Here is a 14,476-nt window from a genome sequence, read left to right on the forward strand (position 1 = left end):
GTTTGATCCATTCACGGGAGAGCTTGCTAACTTGTTTTTTCATGTTGATTACCTCCTTTTGGTAATCAACATCGGTATTTTACTTATAAAGGGTTATGGGAGCTGAAAATAACTCCCCGACCCCTCAATTATTTAACAAAAAAATTAATGCCGTCCCCCGCCCCGATATAATCCTTATGACCTCAGGGATGACTTACTGGTATCCGGGAACATTCGAGACAATAGATATATTAAAACATAAATTTCCCGGTGTTCCGCTGATCCTGGGCGGAATATACGCGAGCCTCTGCGAAAAACACGCCATAGAAAAAAGCGGCGCGGATATTGTATTCAGCGGGAATAATATCATTGAAATCCTTAAACTTGTAGGTTCGCAAACAAAAACCGAATTGGATTATTCCAGAATAAAAAAAGAAGAAGTTTTTCCTTATTACGAACTATATCCGAAACTTTCTTATATCAGCTTACGCACTTCCGGCGGATGCCCGTTCAAATGCAGTTACTGCGGATGGTATTTATTGGAGGATAAGTTTCACCAGATAGACCCTTGTCTTGTTATTGAACATATCGAATATTATAATAAACAATATGGCATAAAAAATTTCGCGTTTTATGATGAAGCTCTTTTATATAACGCGGAAAACCATATAATAAAGATACTTCAAAAAGTAATTAATAAAGATTTAAAAATTAATTTTCATACCCCGAACGGCCTGCATGCCAGATTTATGAGTTTTGAGATCGCGAAACTTATGAAAACAACGGGTTTTATTCAGCCCAGATTGGCGCTTGAAACAACCAAGGCGGAAAGGCAAAAACAAACAGGGTTTAAAACTTCAACGGGAGAATTTTTAAAAGCGGTTGAGTGCCTGAAAAATGCGGGATTCGCACCGCGGGACATCGCTGTAAATATTTTAATCGGCCTGCCCGGCCGGGATTTCAATGAAATAAAGGATTCCATAGATTTTGCCGCGAAGCTGGGGCTGAAAATATTTCTGGAGGAATATTCACCGATACCGGGAACAAAAGATTTTGAAAGTTCAGGCCTCACGCCCGATTCCGACCCGCTTTTACATAACAACAGCATCTTCCCTTTATTTAAACCGGAAGACCTTTCTGTGATACAATCTTTAAAAAAGCTGGCGCATGATTTTAATCAAAGGTGATCTTTTATTTTATTAATTAATAAAGTTAATTAACCGATATAAATTTTGTAATTTAGATAAAGAAGGGTTTAAGGGAAATTCAGATTAAAAAAATAAATGGGCAAGAAACTATTTTCCAAAATCATATTATTTTTAATTATAATTAACATTTGTTTTCCTGTGGCTGCGTCGGCAGAAAAAATAACAATTTATTTTCCTCCTGACTGGCAGGAAAAAGCCAATGACGCTAAAATAATCGCGGAAAAACTTTCTGAGAACAGCGGCCTTGATATTAAGCCCCTGATCGCAAAATCTTACCACCAGATTTTAGACGCGTTCATGGAACACACTCCTGCTTTGGTTTATATTGGAAGTTTTGTCCAGTCTGTCCTGTATTCGAGAAATTTGTCTCTTCCTCTCGCACAGGGCATAAACGGCAAAGAATTATACACAGGCGTACTAATTACCCCCGCCTCGGCAGGTAATGATCCCGTATTAATCGTAAAAAATGCCGGGGCCAATATTGCTTACGCGAAAAGCACAAGCTCCGGGGAAACAGCTGCAAAAGCGGCAAGCAATGGCATAGCGGAAATAGCCGTAATAAGCCAAACCGCGGCCGCAAACGCTGTAAAAGTCGGGAAGGCAAAAGCGGCTTTTGTAAAAAATTTATGGTGGGAAGACAACAAAAACAAGTATTCCGGTTTAAAAAGTTTTAATTATCCCAGGATATCCGATATCAAACACCCCGATTATATAGTAAGCGCCAATAGGCATTTAAATCCGAAAGACCTGGAAAAAATCATGACCGCTCTTAAAAATTGCAAAGAATATTTTAAAGTAAATGAATTCAAAAAATTTGACCCGGAATTGTTGGAAGGCACCCTGCAATTGATGAAAAAGGCAAAAATCGATATTGAAAATTACAAGTGGTAAATTAATTTTCTATTTTAACCTTGTTTCTTCCTTCTTTTTTGGCAGTATACAGCGCATTATCAGCTTTCTCAATTATTTCTTCTTTTTTATTATATTCATTCTTAAATGATGAGCATCCTAAACTTACTGTGACCTCTGTTTCCTTTTCAATAATAGTTCTTATTTTTTCCGCGATTTCAGCGGCACGCGTCAAATCCGTCTCAGGAAGCAATATTAAAAATTCCTCCCCGCCGTACCGCACAACTAAATCGGTGGTTTTTATAATATCCAAAATTTTATTCGCGATTTTAACAAGCAATTCATCTCCCGCCTGGTGCCCGAATTTATCATTATATTTTTTAAAATAATCAATATCAAGCATTATAACTGAGCACATGCCGTTATATTTTTTCGCGGAAATAAAAGTCCTTTCCAGAATTATATCCATAAGGCGCCTGTTGGCAAGGCCTGTTAAAGCGTCATGAAGCGACAAATCCTTGGTTTTTTCATAAAGTTTTGATTTCTCAATGGCTATGCCTAACTGCATCCCGACAGTTTTTAAAAGCTGGATTTTCCTTTCGCTTACTTTTATGTCTTTCGGCGTATAAAGGCAAACCACTCCGCATATGCCTTCTGAATCCTTTATCGGGATTATTATATGCCCGTGAGGATCCCCGTTCAGTTTTATATTGTGATTCGCGTCCTTTTCTGAATCAGGTGAAATAATTACGTCCCCTGTTTTCGCGGCCAGGCCGCAAAGGCATTTTCCCATCTCCACATTTTCCCTGATACAAATAAAATCATCGGAAAATCCGTATTGTGATTTAATAACCAGCTTATTATCCTGGACTATAAAAAACAACGCTTTGTTTAAAACATCCAGCAGTTTATTTTTCACTATCACCTCAACAATATGGTTTGCAAGCAGGTTAAAATCAATTGTTGTGCTTACCACGGACATAAGCTTGTATAAAGTTGATAATTCAAGGTTTATTTCCTCCAGCCTGTTTTTTTGCCTGTAAAGCTCGACAAACACGTTTACTTTGCTTTTCAAAATATCGGGGTCCAAGGGTTTGAAGATATAATCAACCGCGCCGGATTCATAGCCTCTGAAAACATATTTCTGGTCTTTATTAATCGCGGTAACAAAGATGATCGGGATATGTTTTGTTTTATCTATCCCTCTCATCAATTTCGCGGTCTCAAACCCATCCATATCCGGCATCTGGACGTCAAGTAAAATCAACGCGAAATCCTCTTCAAGTAATTTTGCAAGGGCTTCCGTGCCGGATAATGCTTTTACAATTTTCAAATCAGGCTGGTCCAAAGTGGCTTCCAGCGCGGTCAGGTTTTCCGGCCTGTCATCAACAACCAATATACTTACTTTTTTTTCAATATCTTTCGCCATTTGCCCTCCGCGTTAACTTATTCTTTTGCCAGTTTATTTAATAATGTCCCTATTTTTTCAAGGCTGACTATAAAATCCGGTTTTGCCTCCCTGATTGCCGCTTTCGGCATAGAGTCAACTTCAGCGTTTTTAGGGTCCTGTACAATGGCAAGCCCTCCGTATTCCTTTATCCTTTTTAATCCAGCGCTCCCGTCAGAATTCGCGCCTGTCAGAATGATTCCGATAAGCCTGTTCCTGTATACCTCCGCGGCAGTTTCAAATAAAACATCTATTGACGGCCGCGCGAAATTAACAGGTTCCGACATAGACAAGGCAAAAGACCTGTCCTCTTCTATCATCAGATGGTAGTCCGCCGGCGCGAAATAAATCACCCCCGGGGAAATCTTCTCCTTATCAATTGCTTCCTTTACCGGAATTTTACCTATTCCCTGCAATACTTTTACCAGCAACTCTTTAGATCTCGGGTGCTGGTGCTGTGCAATAATTATGGGCAGGCTGAATTTATCTGATAACGTTGATAAAATAATCTGGAGGGCGTTCAATCCCCCGGCGGACGCGCCTATCACGACCGCCTCATATTTTTTCCGGTTATTATTACTCATACAGTTTAAACCTTCTTCTGATATATTCTTTCATCCTTTATAAACTCGGTAAAATCGCTGGAACATTCTGAAAACATAAGGGTCTCTTTCGGCCCTAAACATAAAAAACCGGTATGGCAAAGGCTGTCCCTGAATAATTTTAACACATGATTCTGAAGTGTTTTATTAAAATAAATAATAACATTTCTGCAAACCACCAGGTTCATTTCATTAAATATGCCGTCCGCGCTTAAATTATGTTCCGCGAAAATAATATTTCTCTTGAGAGAACTGTTCATGATGACATATTTATCATCCGCGGTATAATAATCCGTAAAGGCTTCAATCCCTCCCGCTTTCTGGTAATTTGAAGTATAACTCTTTAAATATTCAATCGGGAAAATCCCTTCCCTGGCCTTTTCAAGAACCACATTATTTATATCGGTCGCGTATATCCTGGCCTTATCATAAAGGCCTTCTTCATTTAAAAGTATTGCCAGGGAATACACTTCCTCGCCGGTGGAACAGCCCGCGTCCCATATTTTTATGAAAGGGAATGTCTTCAAGTAAGGGACTACATATTTTCTTAAGGCGTAAAAAAATGACGGGTCGCGGAACATTTCCGTTACATTAATCGAAAAATCAAGTAAAAGTTTTTCAAAAAAAGAAATATCATTTAAAATTTTATGCTGTAATTCTGATATATTTTTCAAGCCTGAAAGCGCGAGCCTGTGCATAATCCTTCTTTTTATCGAAGACCTCGCGTAATTCCTGAAATCATAGCCGTATTTCAGGAATACCGCCTCAAGAAGCAAATTTACCTCTATGTTTTCATTGTCTATATTGTTAATATCCATAAATTAAATTTATCCATAAAGCCATACCTTCAAAAGTGACAATAATTTATCTATATCAACCGGTTTTGCCAGGTAATCACTTGCCCCGACATCTATGCATTTCTTCCTGTCCCCCGGCATCGCTTTTGCCGTCAAGGCTATAATAGGCAGTTTCTTAAACCTCTCCTGTTTCCTGATTTCTTCAATCGCCTCGTAACCGTTCATTTCCGGCATCATAATATCCATAAGCACAATATCAATGTCAGGTTCATTCTCCAGGCATTTCAGGGACTCCCTGCCGTTTTTGGCTATTGCTATTTTCAAGCCCCTCTCTTCCAAGGCGCTTGACAAGGCAAAGACATTCCGCATATCGTCATCTACAAGCAATACCTTTTTGTTTTTAAAAATATTTTCACCGGATTGCAGGATTTTAATGGCCTTCTTTTTTTCTTCAGGAATGTTTTCCTCGATCCTGTGGAGAAAAAGGCCTGCTTCATCAAGCAGCCTTTCCGGGGACTTTACTCCTTTTACTATAATACTCTCGGCGTATTTCCTGAGTTTCGCGTCTTCTTCTTCCGTAAGCTCCCGCCCGGTATAAACGATTATCGGGAGATACGGTATCATTTTATCATCTCTTATCTTTTCAATCAGTTTAAAACTCGATATATCCTTCAGGTCAAGACCCATGACCATACAGTCAATGCCGGCCGTTTTTAAAACTTCAACCGCCTCCGCGCCGGTCCCGACCGAGGTAATAACCGTATTTTCAGTTTTCAATAATTTAATAATATTATTTTTTGTTTCCTTATCATTTTCCACTATAAGAAGGTTTTTAATATTTTTTGAAATAATATCTTCAATTTTTTTAAACGCCAGATTAAGATTTTCGATAGTGACCGGTTTGGTTAAATAACCTATTGCTCCCATTTTCATCCCCTCAAGGCTTTTATCATACGCGGACATAAAATGAACGGGAATATTGCATGTTCTCGGGTTTTTCTTTAATTTATCCATAACAGTCCACCCGTCCATTCTCGGGAGCCCGATATCAAGAATAATCGCGTCAGGCCTGTACTGGTCCGCAAGCGCCAGTCCCGCCTCGCCGTCTTCCGCTATTAATCCCTTGAACCCCCTTTCCACGGCAAGTTCAAATAATATTTTCGCGAAATCCGCGTCATCTTCAATTATAAGAAGTATTTTATCTTTTATATTTGTAATATTTCTCCTGTCATCCCTGATGTCCGACACGGTAAATTTCTTTTCTTTACCTGGCATTTTAACTTCATCCTGTTTTTTCTCTTTTTCGTCCTGTTTTTCTATTTTAATATCAATCTTCCCGCTTATATCCTTTTTGAAAGGCAGATATAAAGTGAATGTGCTTCCTTTGCCTTCCGCGCTTTCAAGCTGTATTTCACCGTCCAGTAAACGGGAAAATTCCCTTGATATGGCCAATCCGAGCCCCGTCCCGCCGTATTTTCTGCTTATCGAACCATCCACCTGCTTAAAAGAATCAAACAAAATTTGCTGTTTATCTTTAGGAATACCGATACCTGTATCAGAAACCGCTATCGCGAGCGTATATTCGGAGGACAAAATATTCTTGGGCAATTTAGCAACCGCAGGGCGGAATATCTTGAGCGCTATTTCTCCTTTTGATGTAAATTTCACGGCGTTTGACAATAAGTTCTTAATAATTTGTTCGATTCTCTGCCTGTCAGTATCAATATTTTCCGGAAGGCCGCTCTCTTTTTCAATTTTGAAGTTTAGTCCTTTTTCCTGTATGACTGGTGTAAAGGTACGTTCAATGTTCGATATAAAATTCTCGAGATTCACTGTCTCAATATTCAGCTCCATTTTCCCGGCTTCTATTTTGGACAAGTCGAGAATATCGTTTATAAGGGTCAAAAGATCTGATCCCGCGTGATAAATAGTGCCCGCGTATTCTTCCTGTTTACTGGTCAGGTTCCCGTCTTTATTTTTCATAAGCAGGTTGGAAAGCAAAAGCATGCTGTTCAGCGGTGTCCGCAATTCATGAGACATATTCGCGAGAAACTGGGACTTATATTTACTGCTTCTTTCCAGTTCTTTTGTTTTTTCTGTCAGCATTATCTGCGCCTGTTCCAGTTCAGCGTTCTTTTTCTGAATATCCGCTTTCTGATTTTCAAGCAATTTTGCCTGTTCTTCCAGTTCTTCATTGGTCTGCCTTAGTTCTTCCTGCTGTTCCTGCAGTTTTGACTCTGATTTCTTCAAGGATTTTGCCTGTTCCTCAAGCTCTTCATTAGACTGCCTTAATTCCTCCTGCTGTTCCTGGAGCCTTGCTTCGGATTTTTTCAAAGATTCAGCCTGTGTCTCAAGCACTTCATTCACATGCTTCAGTTCCTCCTGCTGTGCCAATAAGACCTGCGACTGTCTCTGCGTCTCTTCCAAAAGCTTTCTGGCTTTGTTCCTTGACTCGGCGGTATTCAGGCTTATCGCGATATTTTCAGTAATTTGTTTTATAAACTCGATTTTCAGGTTTGACATCTCATGCAAAGATCCCAGCTCAATCACACCTTTGACCTCATTTTCATATGTAAGCGGGACCACGATGATATTAAACGGGGAACTTTCGCCAAGCCCCGACTGGATTTTAATATAATCTTCAGGGACATCGGAAATAAGAATAATGTCTTTTTCCAGCGCAGCTTCTCCCACAAGACTTTCGCCGAATTTATATTCACTTGATAAATGTTTTCTTTTGGTATAAGCGTAGCTTCCCATCATTTTTAAAATACTGTTATCTTCTGTTATGTAAATCGCGCCTATCTGGGCATCAAGATAAGGGCATAAAAAACTTATTATATTGTGGGAAAGCGAAGAAATATCCTGCTCCCCGCGTATTTTGTCATTCAGTTCCGCCACGCCTGATTTTATCCAATTCTGCCTGTCGGATTTTTTCTTGTTTTCCGCCAGGTTATTTTTCATGGCGGAAAGTGCGGTCCCCAGGATATCCTTTTCACTGCGCGGTGAAATATCTATATCGTAATTGCCGCTGGCAATTTCATAGGCCTGGTTCTTGACAGAAAGTAAAAAATCCAGCATTTTTTTCAAAGAAAGAGATAAACTCCCGATTTCATCGTTAGTCTGGATCTCCACAATTTTAGGAAAATCTCCCAGGCTTATTAAATTGGTGATGTCTGAAAAAGCAACCAATGGTTTTATAATTGCTATTTTAGTGATTATTCTATATAGAACAATACAAACAAATATAAAAAATACGCCGAGGGACAGCAGTAAATTCCGGGTATGAGATATTTCATTTTTTATGTCTTTAAGCTCTATTCCTATAAAAACCCTGCCGACCGTATCCTCTCCTGAAACTAACGGTTCCGCTTCCTGCAAAATGTCCTCATGGACAGGCACGATGACTTCTTTATTTGCCAGGTCATCGGATGTCCCCGCGATATATTTTCCTTTATTATCCGCTATATATAGATAAACAATGTCTTTATTTGCTTTTTTTAAGGAATTTATATTAGATTGCAGTGCCTGGTAATCAAAAGTTTCCAGGAGATAGGTATAGCTCTTCATTATTGCCATAACAGATTCCACGGCGCGCCTTTTTTCCTTGAACAAATAATTTGATTTGTCCTTTATAAAAACGATTGATATTAATGAAACTGACAGAAAAAGTATAAAAGTAAAAGGGACCATTATTTTATAAAATATTTTCATGTCTGATATAAAAGACCTTATTTTATTAAACATGTTTTTACTCCTTTTGCATAAGCTTATACATACTTAATTTATATCCCAAAAAATTAAGGTTATAATTTAATAACTATTGAATAAATATCGGACTTTGAGATTATATTCTTGATGAGACACAAGAGGACAAAATTTGTTACTGCGCCGGCAGCAGAAAACCCGCGGCGGTTATTTTTTCTCTCCATTCTTTGGATTTGGCATAATCAGACGCGGAGTTAACAAGCGGGTGGTTAATATTTTTCAAATCATAAACAAGGCCTACCTGGACATTAACAATAAATTTTTCGACAGGAATCACGGTAATTCCAGCTTCATTAATAAAATTAGATTTTGCGGAAAAAGCGATCGCATATTTACCATAATCATTTTTTAAAAAATTTACCACATCCGTGTCTTTCTCGAATATTTTTGTAAATTTAGCGGATTTAAAAAAAGGATACAAGGACTTGATTACTGTAAAAAACGCCTCTGCCGCTTCCCTCCCGACTGTTACAATCGGCTGATCATTCCCTCCAGCTTGTTTCCAGTTAGTGTATTTTCCCGTAAAAATGTTTTCCAGCTGATTTAAGTCCAAAGATGTTATTCCCGCGCCTGAGCCTACAGCGAATGATACAGGAATCTGCGCGAGGAATATTTCATCCTTGTTCATTTTCTTCTCTTCCGCGCTGAGGGGCTTGCCGGTCCGCCCGAAAATATACTGTCCTGATGATTTTACACCTCCTGAGTGTTTAACGGATTTTGGAGGTATTTCAAATTTATACCCTTTTGCCGGCGGCAATTTGGAGAATCCTTCAAAAAACAGCTGGACAACTTTTGTTGAAGGCCCCGCCCCCGCGACCATTTGTTTTTCAGCGGAATTTATAACACCTGATAATGAAAAGTTTATAATTAATAAGACTGTAAAAAAATACGGTGATTTTTTAATATTTTTTCCTTTCTGTTATAAAGTTTGTATCGTCATAAATTAAATAATAATTAATAATTTATCAGACAAATTGTTACACCTTCATTACATACCCTTTTATTACACTGCCTTCTTTTTTCAATGCAAGAAATTTTTCCCCGGACATTGAACACCAGTCGGGTAAATCTTTTTCAAAACCCGGATCATCCGCTAAGATCTCAAGCACCTCACCGGGTTCCATATTTTCTAATTCCAGTTTTGTTTTAATGACCGGCATGGGGCAAAAAAGGCCGATACAATCAAGCGTTTTGCTTATATTCATTTATTTTATCCTATAAAAAAACAATCCGGACTTTATCCGCCCCGATTTTTGAAACACTGAGATTTTCCTTATAATATTTCCCCACACCATTCACAAGCCCTACAACAAAATCAATCAATCCTCTTTTAGATTTATAGTGCATAACCAGGGTCTTTTTGTCCTCCATTTCACAAGTAAAACGGGGAGGACGGGAATCTTTCAGCGTATTCGTCATGGCGACATGCACAAAATCCATGTTCAATAAAAAATCTTTTGCTGTTTTAGGCGCAAAAAAGGAGCGGTAAAATTTCTGGGCGTAAACATTTATCCAGTAGTCGCCAAAAGCATCCGCGGCCTGCTCAAGCGTTATCCCGAGATTTTTGCAGACAGATTTAATTACACCCACAACCACGGCATCATCAATATCTGAAGTCATTAAAAAAACAGAATTCGGATCCACACCGGCTTCTTCAAGAGATTTTTCCCATTTCTCCTTGCCAAATTTGTTAATTACAAGTTCCTGCAGGCAGTTAACAATGGTACCTTTCATTTTTATCCTCCCTTTTTTTAAATAAATAAATTTATTTTTGCGTCTTTCGCGCCGTTAAGATAAGTGGATGCCCCCGCGAACTCATCAACATCTTCAATTAAATTCTCTTTTGCTATTCCAAGCGCGCCGCAGCTTGTCGTGCACGCGATATATTTCACATTTAATTGTTTCGCGAGCGCCATTAATTCCTTTACTGAGGGCGTGTTTGATTTTTTCATCAGTTTTTTCATCATCCACGGCCCCAGGCCGAACATGTTAAGTTTAGAGAGCGGGAGCTCGGATGAACTCATAAAATGAAACATTTTCTGCATGATTCCTTGTGACTTGGTAATCGCGTATTTGGATTTTTTTAAAACGTTTAACCCCCAGAACGTAAAAAAGATTGAAACCTCCATACCGCTTGCCGCGGCAGTTGTAGCCAAAATAAAAGCCGCTGTCGCCTTGTCAAGCTCGCCTGAAAATAATATTATCGTCATTTTTTCTTTCATAAAGCCTCCTGAAAACAGGGTCATGGGTCATAGGGTCAAGATTTTAGTAATTTGTTTAACCATGCCCCTTTTACTACCCGACCTATTCTTTTTCTTCATGTTCATGCTCGTGTTCATGCTCATAATCAGTTCCAGGCCCGGCAGTCTGCCTGTTGCCTGTTTTTAAGAAATAATCATATAATGGAGACATGGCTCTCAGCCTTTTTACAATAGGCGGAAATTCCAAAAGAAAATAATCAATATCTTCTTTCTTGTTATATTTCGAAAGGGTCATCAAAACCGAACCCTGGCCGACTGCAGGGTCAACATTAATGGCCGACAAAACATGCGACATTTTTAACGCCTTTGATGTGCAGGCCGAACCGCTTGTTACAAAAATTCCCCTGTCATTTAAAAAAAGAAGCATTCCTTCCCCTTCAACAAATTCAATAGAAAAATTTATATTATTTGGGAGCCTTTGTTCGGGATGCCCGTTAAGGTAAACATATTCAATTTTTTCCGGAAGTTCAGAAATAAGATAATCGCGCAACGCCGTGGTTTTTTTCAAATTTTCATGCATTTCATCTTTCGCAATCCCGCAGGCCTTTCCCAATCCAACAATACAGGGAATATTTTCAATGCCGGCCCTGCGGCCTTTTTCCTGGATCCCGCCGTCAATCTGGGGAATGATTCGGACACCTTTTTTAACATACAGCGCCGCCGCCCCTTTCGGGCCGTGAAACTGTGGCCCGGAAAGTGTCAACAAATCCACTCCCATTTTATTTATATCTATGGGGATTACGCCCGCGGTCGAAACCGCGTCTGTATGAAAAAGGACCCCTTTTTCACGGGCTATTTTTGAAATTTCTTCCACCGGCTGGATTGTCCCTATCTCCGGATTCGCGTGCTGGACGGAAACAAGAATTGTGTCTTTCCTGATTGCCTTTTTTAATTCATCCAAAATCACTGTTCCATATTTATCGACAGGAATAAATGTAACTTCGAATCCCATTTGCTGAAGGCGTTTCGCGGAATAAAGCACCGAAAAATGCTCAACAGCCGAAACAACAATATGTTTTCCCTTCTGCTGATACCCTGAAGCTATTCCTTTAACAGCCAGGTTATTCGCTTCTGACCCGCAGGACGTAAAATATATTTCATCTTCTTTTGCGCCGATTAAGTCCGCGGTTAATTTCCGCGCCTTCTCCATGGCCCTTCTCGCCCGGCTTCCCAGGGAATGCATGCTCTGCGCGTTGCCGTAATCTTCTTTCAAATAAGGAACCATTTCCTCGAAAACACGGTCATCAATTTTTGTCCCGGAATGGTTATCAAAATATACCGGATTCATTGTTAACCCTCCTGCCGGCCACTGGTGTTTTGGTGCGCCAGTGACTTCTTTTTTTTATTATACACCCCCTAATAAAAAAATAAAAATATTTTTTACTTGACAGATAAAATTAAATTTGATTTAATATATGTGAGTGATTACTCACTTATATAACAAAAGAAAAAGGACAAATGAACTTAATAATTAATGACAACAAGAAAAACACATTGCTTCCCAAAATAATGCGCGCGGCAGTTAATCTTTTTATAAAAAAAGGAGTCAATGCTACAACTACTAAAGATATTGCGAAAAAAGCAAAGGTCGCTGAAGGTTCATTATACAGGCATTTCAAAAGCAAAGATGAGCTGGCATGGCATATATTCTCCGCAAATCTGAATGAATTTTCACAGAATTTAATCAAAGCCGTAGAAAACAAAAAAAACGCAAAGGATAAAATTAAAATATTTATATCACAAAGCCTCGCCTCATTCGAAAAGGACAGGGTCCTTTTTACATACATGCTTATCTCTGAACACCGCGAATTAAATAAGTTCCCTAAAAATTTTATTCACCCGGGCCATGTAGCGCTTAAAATCATTGAAGAAGGCCAGAAAAAAGGGGAGTTAAAAAAAATAAATATTTATGTTGCCGGTTCAATTTTTGTCGGAAGCCTTATACGCCTTTGCGCGGTAAGAATGTATGGAAATATTAAAGACGATATTAGAAATTATGAAGAGGATATTTTCTCAAGCATTTGGAATGCGCTAAAAAATGAATAAAAATCAGGGAGAAATTTATGAATGACAATAACAAAAAACCCAAATCTTTATCATGGGGAAACAAGGAATTCCTGGCGCTTAACATAACTCAGGCATTAGGCGCTTTGAATGATAACGCGTTTAAAATGATGGTTACTCTGCTAATTGTTGACTTGATTGTAAATCCTCAAATTGGAAGCCGTTATGTATCACTAGTCAGCGCTGTATTTGTTATCCCTTTTATTTTATTTTCAACTTTCGCGGGTTTTTTGGCGGACCGGTTCAGCAAACGCACAGTGCTGATTTATTCAAAAGCCATGGAAATCGCTGTAATGGGTATTGGCGTTCTTGCTTTGTATTTAAAAAGCGTGCCTTTTATGATTGCCACCTTATTTTTTATGGCGCTGCAAAGCACTTTTTTCGGGCCCGCGAAATACGGCATACTTCCGGAAATGCTCGACAGCAGGGAGCTTTCAAACGCAAACGGTATTTTAAATCTATATACATTTTTAGCGATTATTCTTGGAACAGTAACCGGCGGGATATTTTTACATATAACAAAACCTGATTATTATTTAGCGGGATTTGGATTTGTTTTAATAGCGGTTTTAGGAACAATTTCAAGTTTTTTTATAACGGATGTCCCTCCGGCGGCCTGTGAAACACGGTTCGACTGGAACCCTGTCCGTCAATTTTACCGCGACATAAAAGACGTATCAAAAAACCGCGTCCTGTTTCTTTGCATCCTCGGAATCAGTTATTTCTGGTTTATAGGTTCTATCTTTCAAATCGATATTCTTTTATACGGGAAAAACCTTATGAATATATCGAACACCGGCATTAGTATTTTTCTTGCCGTTCTTGCGATCGGCATGGGATTCGGTTCCGGGTTAGCCGGGAAAATGTCCGCTGACCAGATAGAATTGGGATTTGTCCCGCTTGGGTCATTAGGCATGGGTATATTCTCGCTCGACTTAGTGTCTGCCTCGTATTCTTCCCTGCGTGTGGGTACCGACCTTTTCTTTTTGGGGACTTTTGCCGGTTTTTTTGTGGTCCCGCTCAACGCATTATTACAGGAAAGAAGCCCCCATGATCAAAAAGGGAAAATGATCGCGACATCGAACATTGTCAGTTTCCTCGGGATGTTAATCGCTTCAGCCGCGGCATGGTTTTTAACGGATAAAATCGGACTGGATCCCGCAAAAACTTTGGGTGTTATCGCGTTAATAGCCTTCGGGGCGACAATTTACACACTAAGGCTCCTGCCTGAGGCATTTATCAGGCTTATATTATGGCTTTTGACACATACAATTTATAAAATAAAAATTTTTGGTAAAGAAAACGTACCGCAAAAAGGCCCTGCTCTTTTGGTCGTTAATCATCTTTCATACGTTGACCCCCTGCTTGTCGGGGCGTAATGTCAAAAATCTCTTTGACATTTTATTAAAATTCCTTATCATTATCGATAAAAATCAACTTTTTAAATGCTCCCCCCTGTTTTTAAGAAAATTTTGAGGTATAATAATCATCATATTGTGGA

The 14,476-nt window shown here is 39.1% G+C and carries 13 protein-coding genes; 4 read left to right on the plus strand and 9 right to left on the minus strand.

What is annotated here, in order from left to right:
* Positions 1-95: 95 nt before the first annotated feature.
* The gene (locus AB1498_06875; protein ID MEW6088015.1) at positions 96-1,166 is read left to right on the plus strand and encodes a radical SAM protein; all 1,071 of its coding nucleotides are present in this window, start codon (positions 96-98) and stop codon (positions 1,164-1,166) included.
* A gap of 96 nt (positions 1,167-1,262) precedes the next feature.
* Positions 1,263-2,078 carry a PhnD/SsuA/transferrin family substrate-binding protein gene (locus AB1498_06880; GenBank protein ID MEW6088016.1) on the plus strand — a complete coding sequence of 272 codons (816 nt, stop codon included), beginning with the start codon at positions 1,263-1,265 and terminating at the stop codon, positions 2,076-2,078.
* A gap of 1 nt (position 2,079) precedes the next feature.
* On the opposite strand, the gene AB1498_06885 is transcribed toward AB1498_06880, so the two are convergent.
* The 9 genes from AB1498_06885 to AB1498_06925 form a co-directional block, all read right to left on the minus strand.
* Positions 2,080-3,465 carry a diguanylate cyclase gene (locus AB1498_06885; protein ID MEW6088017.1) on the minus strand — a complete coding sequence of 462 codons (1,386 nt, stop codon included), beginning with the start codon at positions 3,463-3,465 and terminating at the stop codon, positions 2,080-2,082.
* 17 nt (positions 3,466-3,482) lie between these two features.
* Positions 3,483-4,067: a chemotaxis protein CheB gene (locus tag AB1498_06890; GenBank protein MEW6088018.1), complete on the minus strand. Its 585-nt coding sequence runs from the start codon at positions 4,065-4,067 to the stop codon at positions 3,483-3,485.
* Positions 4,068-4,072: 5 nt separating this feature from the next.
* Positions 4,073-4,903 (minus strand): protein-glutamate O-methyltransferase CheR, encoded by an 831-nt coding sequence (locus AB1498_06895; protein ID MEW6088019.1) that lies wholly within the window; start codon positions 4,901-4,903, stop codon positions 4,073-4,075.
* Between the two features lie 9 nt (positions 4,904-4,912).
* Positions 4,913-8,629 carry a response regulator gene (locus AB1498_06900; protein ID MEW6088020.1) on the minus strand — a complete coding sequence of 1,239 codons (3,717 nt, stop codon included), beginning with the start codon at positions 8,627-8,629 and terminating at the stop codon, positions 4,913-4,915.
* A 136-nt stretch (positions 8,630-8,765) separates the two neighbouring features.
* The gene (locus AB1498_06905) at positions 8,766-9,470 is read right to left on the minus strand and encodes a substrate-binding domain-containing protein (protein ID MEW6088021.1); all 705 of its coding nucleotides are present in this window, start codon (positions 9,468-9,470) and stop codon (positions 8,766-8,768) included.
* Positions 9,471-9,627: 157 nt separating this feature from the next.
* Positions 9,628-9,855: a sulfurtransferase TusA family protein gene (locus AB1498_06910; protein MEW6088022.1), complete on the minus strand. Its 228-nt coding sequence runs from the start codon at positions 9,853-9,855 to the stop codon at positions 9,628-9,630.
* Between the two features lie 10 nt (positions 9,856-9,865).
* Positions 9,866-10,384, minus strand: a complete 519-nt coding sequence (locus AB1498_06915) for a heme NO-binding domain-containing protein (GenBank protein ID MEW6088023.1) — start codon at positions 10,382-10,384, stop codon at positions 9,866-9,868.
* A gap of 17 nt (positions 10,385-10,401) precedes the next feature.
* Positions 10,402-10,872: a DsrE/DsrF/DrsH-like family protein gene (locus AB1498_06920; protein MEW6088024.1), complete on the minus strand. Its 471-nt coding sequence runs from the start codon at positions 10,870-10,872 to the stop codon at positions 10,402-10,404.
* A gap of 82 nt (positions 10,873-10,954) precedes the next feature.
* Positions 10,955-12,199 (minus strand): cysteine desulfurase family protein, encoded by a 1,245-nt coding sequence (locus AB1498_06925; protein ID MEW6088025.1) that lies wholly within the window; start codon positions 12,197-12,199, stop codon positions 10,955-10,957.
* Positions 12,200-12,369: 170 nt separating this feature from the next.
* Between AB1498_06925 and AB1498_06930 the strand changes: the two genes are divergently transcribed.
* Together AB1498_06930 and AB1498_06935 are read left to right on the plus strand one after the other, a co-directional pair.
* Positions 12,370-12,957 (plus strand): helix-turn-helix domain-containing protein, encoded by a 588-nt coding sequence (locus AB1498_06930; protein MEW6088026.1) that lies wholly within the window; start codon positions 12,370-12,372, stop codon positions 12,955-12,957.
* A 17-nt stretch (positions 12,958-12,974) separates the two neighbouring features.
* A complete protein-coding gene (locus AB1498_06935) occupies positions 12,975-14,354 on the plus strand; it encodes an MFS transporter (protein MEW6088027.1) in 1,380 nt (459 codons plus the stop codon).
* Positions 14,355-14,476: the final 122 nt, after the last annotated feature.

This window comes from bacterium (genome assembly GCA_040754625.1).
Classification (GTDB): Bacteria; JACRDZ01; JAQUKH01; order JAQUKH01; family JAQUKH01; genus JAQUKH01.